General features: G+C 49.8%; 19 protein-coding genes. 17 read left to right on the top strand and 2 right to left on the bottom strand.

Going from position 1 to position 12,947, the window contains the following annotated elements:
• Positions 1-9: 9 nt before the first annotated feature.
• The 16 genes from ACW9JV_RS18700 to ACW9JV_RS18625 all read left to right on the top strand — a co-directional run bounded on the left by ACW9JV_RS18700 (position 10) and on the right by ACW9JV_RS18625 (position 10,311).
• The gene (locus ACW9JV_RS18700; RefSeq protein WP_457337302.1) at positions 10-318 is read left to right on the top strand and encodes a KOW domain-containing RNA-binding protein; all 309 of its coding nucleotides are present in this window, start codon (positions 10-12) and stop codon (positions 316-318) included.
• Positions 319-321: 3 nt separating this feature from the next.
• Positions 322-540 carry a translation initiation factor IF-1 gene (gene infA / locus ACW9JV_RS18695; RefSeq protein WP_026702375.1) on the top strand — a complete coding sequence of 73 codons (219 nt, stop codon included), beginning with the start codon at positions 322-324 and terminating at the stop codon, positions 538-540.
• Between the two features lie 88 nt (positions 541-628).
• A complete protein-coding gene (gene rpmJ / locus ACW9JV_RS18690) occupies positions 629-742 on the top strand; it encodes a 50S ribosomal protein L36 (protein WP_026702374.1) in 114 nt (37 codons plus the stop codon).
• 23 nt (positions 743-765) lie between these two features.
• Positions 766-1,134 carry a 30S ribosomal protein S13 gene (gene rpsM / locus ACW9JV_RS18685; protein WP_457337299.1) on the top strand — a complete coding sequence of 123 codons (369 nt, stop codon included), beginning with the start codon at positions 766-768 and terminating at the stop codon, positions 1,132-1,134.
• Positions 1,135-1,158: 24 nt separating this feature from the next.
• Positions 1,159-1,551 carry a 30S ribosomal protein S11 gene (gene rpsK, locus ACW9JV_RS18680; protein ID WP_457337296.1) on the top strand — a complete coding sequence of 131 codons (393 nt, stop codon included), beginning with the start codon at positions 1,159-1,161 and terminating at the stop codon, positions 1,549-1,551.
• 181 nt (positions 1,552-1,732) lie between these two features.
• The gene (locus ACW9JV_RS18675; RefSeq protein ID WP_457337294.1) at positions 1,733-2,677 is read left to right on the top strand and encodes a DNA-directed RNA polymerase subunit alpha; all 945 of its coding nucleotides are present in this window, start codon (positions 1,733-1,735) and stop codon (positions 2,675-2,677) included.
• A 43-nt stretch (positions 2,678-2,720) separates the two neighbouring features.
• Complete coding sequence (rplQ, locus tag ACW9JV_RS18670) at positions 2,721-3,086, top strand: 50S ribosomal protein L17 (protein WP_457337293.1); 366 nt, start codon at positions 2,721-2,723, stop codon at positions 3,084-3,086.
• Between the two features lie 182 nt (positions 3,087-3,268).
• Positions 3,269-4,078, top strand: coding sequence for an energy-coupling factor transporter ATPase (locus tag ACW9JV_RS18665; protein WP_457337291.1), 810 nt, complete (start codon positions 3,269-3,271; stop codon positions 4,076-4,078).
• On the top strand, positions 4,075-4,947 hold the full coding sequence (locus ACW9JV_RS18660; protein WP_457337289.1) for an energy-coupling factor transporter ATPase: 873 nt from the start codon (positions 4,075-4,077) through the stop codon (positions 4,945-4,947). Before ACW9JV_RS18665 ends, ACW9JV_RS18660 begins: the two co-directional genes overlap by 4 nt.
• Positions 4,940-5,737, top strand: a complete 798-nt coding sequence (locus ACW9JV_RS18655) for an energy-coupling factor transporter transmembrane component T family protein (protein WP_457337287.1) — start codon at positions 4,940-4,942, stop codon at positions 5,735-5,737. The genes ACW9JV_RS18660 and ACW9JV_RS18655 overlap by 8 nt, the downstream gene beginning before the upstream one ends.
• A 12-nt stretch (positions 5,738-5,749) precedes the next feature.
• A complete protein-coding gene (gene truA / locus ACW9JV_RS18650; RefSeq protein ID WP_457337285.1) occupies positions 5,750-6,490 on the top strand; it encodes a tRNA pseudouridine(38-40) synthase TruA in 741 nt (246 codons plus the stop codon).
• Between the two features lie 167 nt (positions 6,491-6,657).
• Positions 6,658-7,095 carry a 50S ribosomal protein L13 gene (gene rplM / locus ACW9JV_RS18645; RefSeq protein WP_457337283.1) on the top strand — a complete coding sequence of 146 codons (438 nt, stop codon included), beginning with the start codon at positions 6,658-6,660 and terminating at the stop codon, positions 7,093-7,095.
• Positions 7,096-7,116: 21 nt separating this feature from the next.
• Positions 7,117-7,509, top strand: coding sequence for a 30S ribosomal protein S9 (gene rpsI / locus ACW9JV_RS18640; RefSeq protein ID WP_457337281.1), 393 nt, complete (start codon positions 7,117-7,119; stop codon positions 7,507-7,509).
• Positions 7,510-7,938: 429 nt separating this feature from the next.
• Positions 7,939-8,379 carry a DUF2521 family protein gene (locus tag ACW9JV_RS18635; protein WP_457337279.1) on the top strand — a complete coding sequence of 147 codons (441 nt, stop codon included), beginning with the start codon at positions 7,939-7,941 and terminating at the stop codon, positions 8,377-8,379.
• 78 nt (positions 8,380-8,457) lie between these two features.
• A complete protein-coding gene (gene cwlD, locus ACW9JV_RS18630; RefSeq protein ID WP_457337277.1) occupies positions 8,458-9,171 on the top strand; it encodes an N-acetylmuramoyl-L-alanine amidase CwlD in 714 nt (237 codons plus the stop codon).
• Between the two features lie 81 nt (positions 9,172-9,252).
• Complete coding sequence (locus ACW9JV_RS18625) at positions 9,253-10,311, top strand: P-loop NTPase (RefSeq protein ID WP_457337275.1); 1,059 nt, start codon at positions 9,253-9,255, stop codon at positions 10,309-10,311.
• A 47-nt stretch (positions 10,312-10,358) separates the two neighbouring features.
• On the opposite strand, the gene gerD is transcribed toward ACW9JV_RS18625, so the two are convergent.
• A complete protein-coding gene (gene gerD / locus ACW9JV_RS18620; protein ID WP_457337273.1) occupies positions 10,359-10,955 on the bottom strand; it encodes a spore germination lipoprotein GerD in 597 nt (198 codons plus the stop codon).
• A 174-nt stretch (positions 10,956-11,129) separates the two neighbouring features.
• On the opposite strand from gerD, the gene ACW9JV_RS18615 reads away from it, so the two are divergent.
• A complete protein-coding gene (locus tag ACW9JV_RS18615) occupies positions 11,130-11,741 on the top strand; it encodes a KinB-signaling pathway activation protein (protein WP_457337271.1) in 612 nt (203 codons plus the stop codon).
• Positions 11,742-11,780: 39 nt separating this feature from the next.
• Here ACW9JV_RS18615 and pdaB read toward each other — a convergent pair whose 3' ends face one another.
• The gene (gene pdaB, locus ACW9JV_RS18610; RefSeq protein ID WP_457337269.1) at positions 11,781-12,548 is read right to left on the bottom strand and encodes a polysaccharide deacetylase family sporulation protein PdaB; all 768 of its coding nucleotides are present in this window, start codon (positions 12,546-12,548) and stop codon (positions 11,781-11,783) included.
• Positions 12,549-12,947: the final 399 nt, after the last annotated feature.

The raw sequence follows: 12,947 nt of genomic DNA, 5'->3' as shown, positions 1-12,947 counted from the left end.
GATGCGAGGATGAATGATGCTGAATCGCCGCCCTGGGTCGGCCGTATTGTCCGTATTAAGCAGGGACGGGAGGCCGGCAACCATGCGGTTGTCATTGGAGTGGTGGATGAGCGTTTCCTTCTGCTGGCAGATGGAGAAAAACGCAAATTTGACCGGGCTAAAAAGAAAAATATCAGCCATGTGGAGGTCTTTCCGCATGTTTCCAATGAAGTCAAACGAAGTATTGAGGAAACCGGACGTGTTACCAATGCAAAATTACGGTATGCTTTAAGCAGTTTTACGCAGGAGCAGCCGCAATTACTGAAGGAAGGAGAGTAAGGCATGGCCAAAGATGACGTTATCGAAATGGAAGGAACGGTCATCGAACCGCTTCCAAACGCAATGTTCCGGGTGGAACTGGAGAATGGGCACAAGATTCTTGCCCACGTTTCCGGTAAAATTCGGATGCACTTCATCCGTATCCTTCCCGGAGATAAGGTAACTGTTGAGATTTCACCGTACGATTTGTCCCGCGGACGGATCACGTACCGTTACAAATAAATGCTGACAGACTGTGCAGCCTGGTAAACAGAACCGTTGTTGTGTATACTCTCGCATGTACTCCGCACAGTTAAGGAGGTAAAGAGACATGAAGGTGAGACCATCTGTCAAACCAATATGTGAAAAGTGCAAGGTCATCCGCCGTAAAGGAACGGTCATGGTGATCTGCTCGAATCCGAAACACAAACAAAAACAAGGCTAAATAAAAAGGAGGTGCAAGCGTAAATGGCACGTATTGCAGGTGTTGATATTCCACGTGATAAAAGAATTCCCATTTCACTGACTTACGTTTACGGTATCGGAAAGTCCCTCGGACAGCAGATTGTACAGGAAGCCGGTATCGATGAAAGTACCCGTGTACGCGACCTCACGGAAGAAGAACTGGCCCGGATCCGCACGATTGTAGACAATAACTACATGGTCGAAGGGGATCTCCGCCGGGAGCATTCACTGAACATCAAGCGTCTGATTGAAATTGGTAGTTACCGCGGTATCCGTCACCGTAGAGGACTCCCGGCAAGAGGACAGAAAACGAAAAACAATTCCCGTACCCGTAAAGGCCCGCGTCGTACGGTAGCAAACAAAAAGAAATAAACGAGCAAAGGAGGTACATGTATTATGGCTAAAGCCAAAACAAACACCCGTAAACGCCGCCAGCGTAAAAATATAGAGTCCGGGGTCGCCCATATCCGTTCCACTTTTAACAACACGATCGTTACGATTACGGATACCCAGGGTAACGCACTGTCCTGGGCGAGCGCAGGAGCTCTTGGATTCAAAGGTTCCCGTAAATCCACCCCCTTTGCGGCTCAAATGGCAGCAGAAACAGCTGCGAAAACCGGCATGGAGCACGGTCTCAAATCGGTTGAAGTTGCGGTAAAAGGACCAGGAGCCGGCCGTGAAGCGGCGATTCGTTCCCTTCAGGCAACAGGTCTTGAGGTCAGCGTTATCCGTGATGTGACTCCGGTTCCTCATAATGGGTGCCGTCCGCCGAAACGTCGTAGAGTGTAACCCGAGAGAGGTATTAGTTTTCCCTTACATGTCAATAATGGGTAAGGCTCTGAAAACGGACCCTTTCGTATTATTGGCTGATAAGGTGTGTCATATAGTCGGGAACTGCCTGTTGCAACATCCCGGGACGCTGAAATACAGCTCTTGGGTGTGGACGTTTTGAAGGAGGGTATATACCAGAATGATCGAAATCGAAAAGCCTAATATCGAAACGGTTGAATTAAGCGAGGATGCCAAATACGGCAAATTTGTCGTAGATCCGCTCGAACGCGGCTATGGTACTACATTGGGAAATTCCTTGCGTCGAATCCTTTTATCCTCCCTTCCAGGGGCTGCTGTCACAACGGTTCAGATCGACGGCGTTCTTCATGAATTCTCCACCATTGAAGGGGTGGTAGAAGACGTAACAACGATTGTCCTGAACTTAAAAAAACTGGCCCTGAAGATATACTCCGATGAAGAGAAAGTACTGGAGATTGACGCGCAGGGCGAAGGTGTCGTTACCGCAAAAGACATCACCCACGACAGTGATGTTGACGTCCTGAACACAGACCTGCACATTGCGACGCTGACCAAGGGTGCGAACTTTCATATGCGTATTACGGCGCAGCGCGGCCGCGGTTATGTGCCGGCAGAGGGAAATAACAGTGACGACCTGCCGATTGGTGTGCTGCCGGTGGATTCCATCTATACTCCGGTGGACCGCGTCAATTATCAAGTAGAAAATACTCGTGTCGGCCAGATCACCAATTATGACAAATTGACCCTGGATGTATGGACCGATGGAAGTATTCGTCCGGAAGAAGCCATTTCGCTCGGCGCTAAAATTATGAACGAACACTTGAATATCTTTATCGGACTGACCGATCAGGCTCAAAATGCGGAAATTATGGTAGAGAAGGAAGAAGATCAAAAAGAGAAGGTTCTGGAAATGACGATTGAAGAACTGGATCTGTCGGTCCGCTCCTATAACTGCCTGAAACGCGCCGGTATTAATACCGTGCAGGAGCTGACGCAGAAGTCTGAAGAGGATATGATGAAGGTTCGGAATCTCGGACGCAAGTCGCTCGAAGAAGTACAGGAAAAGCTGGGAGAGCTTGGACTCGGTCTTCGTAAAGAAGATTAATCCGATGTATCCATAGTGTCCCGGACAAAGGAGGGAAATATACATGTCTGCATATCAAAAATTAGGCCGCGACAGTTCTGCCCGTAAAGCACTCTTCCGTGACCTGGCAACAGACCTCATTATCAATGAGCGTATCGAAACGACGGAAGCGAAGGCGAAAGAACTGCGCCCTATCGTGGAGAAGATGGTTACCCTGGGTAAACGCGGAGATCTGCACGCACGCCGTCAGGCTGCACAGGTTATTCGTAAGGAACTGGCAGATGAAGAAAATAATCAAGATGCGGTTCAGAAACTGTTTGATGAGCTCGGCCCCCGCTATGAAGAGCGCCAGGGCGGCTACACGCGGATTCTGAAAGCAGGTCCGCGCCGCGGAGATTCGGCTGAAGTAGCGATTATTGAATTTGTATAAACGTCCGCGTTTATGCTTTCTTTTCGTTGAAACGTGTATAAATAGGTTTGCAAGGGCAGGACTACCTGGTTCAGGGAGACGTCTGTGCCCTTTTTTTATGTCAACGTTCATTATTGTTAACCAAACCACTCATGTATGTTAACATTTTAGGAAACGTCAATGACAGCAGTGAGGGGTTATACATGACAGCTATCCGATTTGAACAGGTAACCTATCGATATAAAGAGGCAGATGCTCCCGCGGTTGCAGGTCTTAATGCGTCCATCCGTGAGGGGGAATGGACAGCGGTGATCGGCTCGAACGGTTCCGGCAAGTCCACCCTGGCTCGTTTGTGCAACGGCCTCCTTTTTCCTTCCAGCGGAAGAGTGGAGGTTTATGGAACATCTACAGAGGACGACGCGGCTCTGGCCGGTATAAGGCAGCAGGTCGGGATGGTGTTTCAAAATCCCGATCATCAATTTGTGGCGCCGACCGTACGCGATGATATCGCCTTCGGGATGGAAAATGCCGGCGTAGAGCTCTCCGAAATGAAGCGGCGGATGCAGCAGGCATCGGAACAGACAGGAGTCGATTCTCTTCTGGACACAGAACCGCACCGGCTGTCCGGCGGGCAGAAACAGCGGGCGGCCATTGCCGGGGTGCTCGCCCTGCAGCCGGATATTATGATACTTGATGAAGCATCTTCCATGCTTGATCCAGCCGGAAAAGAAGCGGTGCTGGACACCGTGCGGCATCTGCATGAAACAGAAAACCTAACCGTTCTGTCCATTACGCACAGCCTGTATGAGGCGATGGAGGCCGACAGGGTATGGTATATGGAACAGGGCCGTCTCGTTCATGACCGCCCTGCTTCGGAACTTCGGGATCGTCCGGAATGGCTGGACGAGTTGAACATGCCGCTTCCTTATCCGCTGGAGCTGCTGAAGCAGGCCGAACAGACACCGGATCTGGATCCGAAATGGCTCCAGATCATTCGGGAGGCGGTGGAATGAATGTATCGGCCCGGCAGTTGAATTATGTGTATATGCCGAAGACCTCATTTGAAACCCATGCGCTGCGGGATGTCAGCTTTGACGTGACGGAAGGATCTTTTACTGCTGTTATAGGCAGGACGGGATCCGGCAAGTCGACCCTCGTCCAGCATTTGAACGGGCTGTTAAAACCGTCTTCCGGAGAGGTGGTCATCGACGGCCACCGGGTTCATCCAAAAATAAAAAGGAAAGACATTGCAGCACTGCGGCGGCATGTCGGCATCGTTTTTCAGTACCCTGAGCACCAGCTTTTTGAAGAGACCGTGGAAAAGGATATTCTGTTCGGTCCAGGGAATCTCGGGTATTCGAGAGACAACATGCAGGACATGCTTCCGGAACTTCTCGAGCAGGTCGGACTGAATGAGTCGTTTCTTTCCCGTTCACCGTTTGATTTAAGCGGAGGCCAGATGAGAAGGACAGCTATTGCAGGAGTGCTTGCGATGGAACCGTCTCTGCTCATTTTGGATGAGCCCACCGCTGGATTGGATCCACAGGGACAGCAGGATATGATGGATTTATTTAAGTACTGGCAGCAGCGGCATCATACAACCATTATCATGATTACCCATCAGATGGAGGAAGTGTCCAGGCTGGCAGACAACGTCATTGTGATGGACAACGGAATGATCTATATGCAGGGAACCCCGGAGGAGATTTACACAAGAGAAGCCGAATTGGAGCAGCTGGATCTTGACCTTCCGGAACGGGCAAAGGTGTTAAAACATATTGAGGCTGAGACAGGTATTGTTTTTTCTTCTCTTTCCCTCTCGCCGAAAGAGGCGGTACAGGAAATGAGCGGGCATCAGCCGGGGAGGGAAACAAGTGTTTGAACATGTCATTATCGGTCAGTACCTTCCGGGTCGTTCTTTTTTACATCAAATGGATGCACGCGCCAAATTGGTAACAACGTTTATTTTCGTCTGTACGATTTTTATCGTGGACAGCTGGCTGGCATATGGCGTGCTCTGGGGAGCAGCCACAGCGGCTTTTATTATCTCCGGTGTCGGACTGCACTATATGCGCAAAGGCATGTTTCCGGTGTTACTGTTGGTGTTTTTTACGTTTCTTCTGCACGCTTTTTTCACCCGGGAAGGAGAAGCGTTGATGAGTGCATGGGGATTCACCCTGTATGCAGGCGGTATCGAACAAGGGCTTTTCATTGCTCTTCGTCTCCTGCTGCTTGTGTTTATCACATCGCTGTTGACACTCACCACCAGCCCGATTGACTTAACCGATGCGCTGGAGCAGCTGTTCTCCCCGTTTGAGCGCTTCGGGCTCCCAGCTCGTGATATTGCTTTGATGATGTCGATTGCGATACGATTTATACCCACCCTTCTGCAGGAAACAGAGAAGATCGTGAAGGCACAGATGTCCCGCGGGGCATCCTTTCATCAAGGGTCGTTGAAAAAGCGCGCACAGGCTTTCACAGCGCTTCTGGTGCCGTTGTTTATGCGGGCCTTTAAGCGGGCTGAGGATCTGGCACTGGCAATGGAAGCAAGAGGATACAACGGCGGTGCCGGCCGGACAAAGTTCAGGCAGCTGGTTTGGGGATGGCGCGATACGACGGCCTGCCTGCTGGTCGTATCACTGAGTGTTTTCCTCATGGTGTTCGGAATGTAAGGAGTGATGGTCATGCAGAGAGTGAAAGCAGTAGTAAGCTATGATGGGACCCATTTTTCAGGATGGCAGGTGCAGCCCGGCAAGCGTACGGTACAGCAGGAGATGGAACGTGTACTCCAGAAAATTCATAAAGGGGAGCATGTGCCGGTTGTTTCTTCAGGAAGAACGGATTCCTCTGTCCATGCACTCGGCCAGGTGGTTCACTTTGATACACCGCTGGCTGTCCCTGAAGCGAAATGGCCGAAAGCCATCAATCAGCTGCTGGCCCCGGACGTTCAGGTGAAACAGGCGGTTTATGTGGACGATTCGTTTCACGCCCGTTTTGATGCAGTGGAAAAAACGTACCGGTACCGGGTGCATCTTACCGGGGAAAAAGACATCTTCCGGCGCCATTACGTGTATTTTTATCCGTATCCCGTGAATGTAGAAGAGATCAAACGGGCAGCACCGTTATTTACCGGAACCCATGATTTCTCCTCGTTCTGTTCGTCACGTACAGATGTGACAGACATGGTGCGCACCGTGCATGAAGTGAACGTAGAGGAACACGGGGATGAGCTGCACTTCACGTTCCGGGGGAGCGGTTTTTTATATAACATGGTGCGGATCATGACAGGAACGCTGCTCGAAGTCGGAAAAGGACTCAGGCAGGCCGATGACATTCCCGGCATCATCAGGGCACAAAAACGGCATGCATCCGGAAATACCGCTCCCGGCCATGCTTTATATTTATGGAACGTCCGCTACGAATAAAAACAACGAATCCGAGCGTTGCAGGCATTGACATAAGCACGCCGATATTATATGATGTTATTTGGCATTTCAAGTCCCACTAGCCCCGGGATCGGAAATGAAAACGACGAAGATGAATGCAACCAAATAAAAGAATCGTACATGATACAGGATCAGGAGGGAACACAATGCGTACAACTTATATGGCGAAGCCTGGTGAAGTAGAGCGCAAGTGGTACGTGATTGACGCGGAAGGCGAAACACTCGGCCGTCTTGCCAGTGAAGTGGCATCCATTCTCCGCGGAAAGCATAAGCCGCAGTACACGCCGCACATCGACACAGGCGATAACGTTATTTTAATTAACGCAGCGGACATTAAACTCACCGGCAACAAGCTGGAAGACAAGTATTATTACAGCCACAGCCAGTATCCGGGCGGACTGAAGAAGACCCGCGCCGAAGACATGCGCCGGAACAAGCCGGAGCGTATGCTGGAACTGGCGGTTAAAGGAATGCTTCCGAAAGGATCTCTCGGCCGTCAGCAGGCGAAAAAGCTGCATGTCTACGCCGGATCGGAGCATAAGCACGAAGCACAGCAACCGGAGAAGTACGAACTTCGCGGATAATACAAAAGGGAGGGTATTCATTTGGCACAAGTGCAATATTACGGCACCGGACGCCGTAAAAATTCCGTAGCCCGTGTCTTTGTTGAACCAGGCGACGGTAACATCACCATTAACGACAGAAACATTGACGACTATTTTGACCTGGAAACGCTGAAGGTTGTAGTAAAGCAGCCGCTCGCGGAAACCGGTACAGAAGGACAGTATGACCTGAAAGTCAACGTGGACGGCGGCGGCTTTACCGGTCAGGCCGGAGCTATCCGTCACGGTCTTTCCCGCGCCCTGCTGGAAATCGACCCGGACTTCCGTAAGCCGCTGAAAGATGCCGGCTACCTGACCCGTGATTCCAGAATGAAAGAACGGAAAAAGTACGGCCTCAAATCCGCACGCCGTTCTCCACAGTTCTCGAAGCGTTAAAAATCCCTTTATACAAAAGGTTCAGCCCTCTTTGCTCCCAGCCGGAGCAGAGAGGGTTTTTTGTATTTGTGAATGGAGACGCGCTGGTGGTGGGTGCGGAGCGCGGCGCTTGTGGCAGAGCAGAAGCAGGCGCATATGTCCCTTTTGGACGGAAAGCACAGGGAAAACGTCACCTAAGAACGTTCATGCTTACGTTTTCCACCTCGTCCAAGAGCAAAACGTAAGCATGGCTGAGCCATCGTTACGTTTGGGCGATCCGTCTCTGTCATTTCGTCGTTATGAGTCGTTCATGCTTACGTTTTAAGCCCGGCGGCAGTACGGAAACGTCACCATCACGCTGCCGGACACGTCCCATACAGAACTGGCATATACCGTCAGTATGACAACTCCCGGAACTCATATACTACAGGATGAAGGGGGAGGTCAGAGATGGGGGTTGTCATATCACTCGAACCACACCGTATCAAAAAAGAATGGCGGGAAGAAAAGCGCCTGCTGCAGGATCTGCAGGTGCAGGAAATAAAAGAGACCGCGGAAAAAGTATTTATTCCGGTATTTGACCACTTTCAGTTTTCGTATTCCTTTCTGGAGGAAGCCTGTATGGATCTGGCACTCGAAGCATTCCTGTCCGGCGGAAAGTACAGCCGGTATGTAGAAGACAGGGCGCTTCCTTTTAAATTTCAGGTGCAGGCTGCAGCAGCCATCGGGCTCATTGCCAGCGAACTGTATGAATTTATGGTGTGCTGGGTGGAAGAGGATCCGGATGATGAACAGCCGGTTATGAAAGAAGCGGTCGAATCCTTTATTACGTATTGGTGGAAGCGCGGCCTGGAAGCCGGTGTGCGCCGGAAGCTGCTTCATTTTCATTAGCAGCGCCGGGCCGTAATAAATCACCCGCTCCGTCATATAGATGAAACAAGCTGGTATCAATAAAGGAGCGGGCGTTATATGAAAAAATGGCTTGGTACTGCCATTCTGTTCATAGTATTAGCAGCATCCGGATGGCTTATACACACCTGGATGCTGCCACAGGCGGTGACATCCTGGAATACGCCGTTATCGGGGAAAGTGATTATCCTGGATCCGGGACACGGCGGTGTGGACGGCGGGGCATCTACGCGGGACGGAACACTGGAAAAAGATGTGGCACTTTCCATCAGTTTTATGCTGCGTGATTATCTGCAGGAAGCCGGAGCACTTGTGTTTATGACCCGGGAGGGCGATTATGATTTGGCCGGCAGGGACGTGGAAGGGTACAGCAGGCGCAAAACTGAGGATCTGCATAAACGCCTGGATATCGTAAATGAAAGCGGGGGCGATTTATTTATCAGCCTCCATTTAAATGCGGTCCCTTCCACCAGGTGGAGCGGAGCACAGACATTTTATCAGCCGAGTGTTCCGGAAAACGAAAAGATGGCCCGTTTGATTCAGGAGGAAATGAGAAATAATCTGGGACAGACAATCCGTGAACCGAAAGGAATCCGGGAAATTTTTCTGTTGAACCAGGCGGACATACCAGGTGTACTCGTGGAAGCCGGTTTTCTGTCAAACCGGGAGGAAGGGCGGCGTCTGGGAGAAAAAGAATATCAGAACAAAACAGCTTCCGCGATTTACCGCGGCATTCTTCGGTATTGCGGAGACGAAGAACCGGAAGCCATGTAGTTGCAAACGTTTGAAAAGGACACCGGAAAAAAGGTATGCTGTAGGAGGAAGCATACAGCGTTGTAAAGGATGGTGTCCGATTTGTTAACCGAAGAACAGATCCGCGAGGCTCTTGCCAATATCGAAGATCCTGATCTTCATAAAAGCATCGTGGAAACCGGAGGAATCCGGGAAATTAAAATAAAGGAAGACAACGTCAGTCTGAAAATTGCGCTTGCCAAAACCGGAACGGCCGAACAGATGCAGGTACAGCAGAATATTGTACAGGCTGTGAAGGAAGCAGGCGCCGAGTCGGTCGGGCTTCGCTTCGATACATTGACAGATGAAGAAGTCAGAGAAATGGGCGGCCCTCAGGAAGAAGAAGACGAAGAGAACCCTTCCCTCCTCTCCGAAAACAATCCGGTTGAGTTTATTGCCGTAACAAGCGGAAAAGGCGGAGTCGGGAAGTCCACCGTTTCCGTCAATATTGCAACATCCCTGGCAAAAGCCGGGAAGAGGGTCGGCATTATTGATGCGGACATTTACGGCTTCAGTGTGCCGGATATGATGGGCATTGAACAGCGTCCGACGGTACAGGGCGAAACGATTTATCCAGTGGAACGCTTCGGCGTCAAAGTCATTTCGATGGGCTTTTTCGTGGAAGATAATGCTCCGGTGGTCTGGAGAGGTCCGATGCTCGGTAAGATGCTGAATAACTTTTTCAACGAGGTGGAATGGGGAGATCTCGATTACCTGATTCTTGACCTTCCGCCGGGAACCGGAGACGTGGCACTGGATGTGCACACCATGCTGCCGGAATGTAAAGAGCTGGTTGTGACAACGCCGCACGCAACTGCCGCTTTTGTAGCGGCACGGGCCGGCGCGATGGCAATCAAGACCAACCATCAGATTCTCGGTGTGATTGAAAACATGGCCTATTTCGAAAGCAAAAAGACCGGGGAACGGGAGTATATTTTCGGACAGGGCGGAGGCGACCGCCTGACCGAAGAGCTGAAAACGGAAATGCTCGGCCGTATCCCGCTCGGTCAGCCGGATATGGAGAAAGAGGACTTTGCTCCTTCCGTATATGAACCGGAGCATCCGATCGGAGAAATATACACCGAAATCTCAAACCGCATTATGGAAAAAATCGGGAAGTAATGAGAAAAGGAGCTGTATAAAAGGTACAGCTCCTTTGTTTTTTCCGTTTATCCGCCGCCTCCGCCGGAGGAACCGCCCTGGCCTCCTTCTTTGCTCATCTGCTTTTCGGATACTTTTTCCAGAATCTTAGTGATCTTCGGCTTGAACCGCGGACTTTCCATAGCTTCACTCATGATCGTCATGACCTGTTGCCGGTATTCTTTACCTTTCATCAGTTCGAGCGTTGCCTTTTCCATCTCCGGATCTTTCATGACATCCATCATCATCTGTTGATATTCCGGATCCTTCATTAATTTTTTCAGCATCTTTTCATTATTTTTCTGCATGCTTTCTGCAAATGTTTTCGTGAACTTCGGGTCTTTCAGCATCTCCTGCCAGAATTTTTTGCCTTTATCAGCAGTTAAGGTGTCCTCCACCGTTTTTTTGAGAATTTCCTGGTCCATGACAATCTTTTCGCGCATCTTTTCTTCACTCATGATATCGCTTATCGCCTGTTTACCCTCGTCGGATTTTAATAAGTCAACGAGCATTTTTTTGGTTTCTTCGTAATTTCCTTTTCCTTGATCTTCCGCCGCAGCAGCGCAGCCGGCCAATAATAAAAAGAAAAATAAGAACAAGGTGGTTTTTTTCAGCAGCGTCGGCATCGATTCACGCTCCTTTCGGCTGTTATTCCGTTACAAGGGGACAGGTCCGTTGTGATTACGATGCCTCAGATGTGAAAAAATTATGCATAGACAAGAGGCTGTGTAGCTTTTTGCTGTATTCGTTGGTAAAATCAGTACGGAAATGATTCATTCATATAGAGGAGCGCGATAGCGTTGAATACAAGAAAGCTCGTTAATCTGTTTTTTTCCACCCTTTTGATTGGAGCATCCTGCGGAACGGTGGTTGGCGTGCTGCTTGATATGGATACATACTTCGGCGGCGGCTTTCTCAATTTCCTTTTCGGCGTGCTGTGGATGTTCGGCGTGAGTGCGGCCATCAGTCTCGTGGCGCAAATGGGGTATTTTGCCTATCTTACGCTGCAGCGATTTGCACTGGGGATATTTAAATCCGTGAAACTCTGGAACCGGATCCAGGTTGTGCTGATTCTGTTTGTCCTGTTCGATTTGATTTATTTACGATATATTTCGTTTGCCGGGGAAGGGGAAACCCTGGCCGGATATACATTGATGCCTCTGCTGCTTCTTGCTTACAGCGCAGCCGTTGCGTTTCAGAAAAAGCGGGAGACCAATAAAAAGACGTTTGTGCCCGCCCTCTTTTTTATGTTTGTAGTAACCACCATTGAATGGATGCCGGCATTAACGGTGGATATTGTAAATGATACAAAATGGTTATGGATTTATTTGGCGCCGCTTCTTGCGGCGAACACCTGGCAGCTACTCCTGCTGCACCGCTTAACGGGAGACGGACAGAGCCGGAACTCCTGAGTAAACAAACGTTTGATCAATGCTGGGTAGGAAGAACGGTCAGGGAGCGGCCAGTTCTTCCACTTCCGTGTCCGCCTGGGACATGAGTTCATCAAGCTCTGTGAATGTATACCCCTTTTCTTTGAGAGTTTCAATGATAACCGGGAGCGCTTCTCCGGTCTGCCGGACAGAATCAGAAGCATGAAGCAGGATGACATCTCCCGGTTGAATCCCTTCCGTGATACCGGACACAATCTGGTCCACTCCGGGATTTTCCCAGTCGTTTCCGCCTATGCTCCAATGAACGGTGGTATAGCCGAACTGATCAATGGCTTCGAGGACGGATGGATTGAAATCACCATGAGGCGGTCGGAAATATTGGACATCCATGTCCGTCACATCTTTGATTTTTTTGTGGCTTAAATTTAAATCGCGTACAACTTCCTCATCTTCCATTCGTGGATAGTGTTCATACCGGTAGCCGTGGTTTCCGATGGTATGGCCGTCCTCGATGATACGTTCCATAATGTCGGGATGACGTTCCGCCCATGCTCCCGAAACAAAGAACGCAGCTGTCACTTCTTCTTCTTTTAATGTATCCAGGATCGGCAGGGCCCGCTCGTCCCCCCAGCTGATATTAAACGTCAGGGCCGTTTTTTTCTCGTCAATGTCGGCCCGGTAGAACGCAGCCGGCCCTTCATCGGTAGAAAGCACGGGAAGGATGGAGCGGTTCACCCAGAATCCTCCTATGATAGTTAACAGAATGAGAACTGCCGGGATATAGATATGCATTTCCCTGCTGCTGAAAATCCAAACCTTTCTGGACAAGATGTCGTTCTCCTTTCCACGGATCGTTCTTGGGATAAATATATTCCCGGCAGGACAAGATATGATCGCTATTGTAAAAAGAGATACGGAGCACATTAGTGTCAGCTGAAACATAGGATGTGCCGGGGAAGCAGGATACACGTGTCCGGCAGGAAAAATAAAGAAAACAGTTTTTTGTGGAAAGGGATTGACGCAGTCCGGACGGAGTGGTAAATTATTAAATGCGCCATTGAGAGAGGCGGTCATTTCAACGAAATTTCGCATTCGATTATTGACTTTCTCTTGGCTAAATGGTATTATTAATAAGTCGCTGATTGAGGCGGCGGTTTGATTGCTCTTTGAAAATTGAATGAAAGTCAAGCGTCTGTCAATTCAAATGGTTCAACGAACCATACAGAT

It is taken from the genome of Salibacterium sp. K-3 (genome assembly GCF_054052005.1).
The sequence above is the reverse complement of the archived record's forward strand: the minus strand, read 5'-3'. Positions and strand labels throughout refer to the sequence as shown.

Coding starts and splice junctions, on each gene's coding strand:
- ACW9JV_RS18700 (WP_457337302.1), top strand. CDS start 10: ATGAATGATGCTGAATCGCCGCCCTGGGTCGGCCGTATTGTCCGTATT.
- infA (WP_026702375.1), top strand. CDS start 322: ATGGCCAAAGATGACGTTATCGAAATGGAAGGAACGGTCATCGAACCG.
- rpmJ (WP_026702374.1), top strand. CDS start 629: ATGAAGGTGAGACCATCTGTCAAACCAATATGTGAAAAGTGCAAGGTC.
- rpsM (WP_457337299.1), top strand. CDS start 766: ATGGCACGTATTGCAGGTGTTGATATTCCACGTGATAAAAGAATTCCC.
- rpsK (WP_457337296.1), top strand. CDS start 1,159: ATGGCTAAAGCCAAAACAAACACCCGTAAACGCCGCCAGCGTAAAAAT.
- ACW9JV_RS18675 (WP_457337294.1), top strand. CDS start 1,733: ATGATCGAAATCGAAAAGCCTAATATCGAAACGGTTGAATTAAGCGAG.
- rplQ (WP_457337293.1), top strand. CDS start 2,721: ATGTCTGCATATCAAAAATTAGGCCGCGACAGTTCTGCCCGTAAAGCA.
- ACW9JV_RS18665 (WP_457337291.1), top strand. CDS start 3,269: ATGACAGCTATCCGATTTGAACAGGTAACCTATCGATATAAAGAGGCA.
- ACW9JV_RS18660 (WP_457337289.1), top strand. CDS start 4,075: ATGAATGTATCGGCCCGGCAGTTGAATTATGTGTATATGCCGAAGACC.
- truA (WP_457337285.1), top strand. CDS start 5,750: ATGCAGAGAGTGAAAGCAGTAGTAAGCTATGATGGGACCCATTTTTCA.
- rplM (WP_457337283.1), top strand. CDS start 6,658: ATGCGTACAACTTATATGGCGAAGCCTGGTGAAGTAGAGCGCAAGTGG.
- ACW9JV_RS18635 (WP_457337279.1), top strand. CDS start 7,939: ATGGGGGTTGTCATATCACTCGAACCACACCGTATCAAAAAAGAATGG.
- cwlD (WP_457337277.1), top strand. CDS start 8,458: ATGAAAAAATGGCTTGGTACTGCCATTCTGTTCATAGTATTAGCAGCA.
- gerD (WP_457337273.1), bottom strand. CDS start 10,955: ATGCCGACGCTGCTGAAAAAAACCACCTTGTTCTTATTTTTCTTTTTA.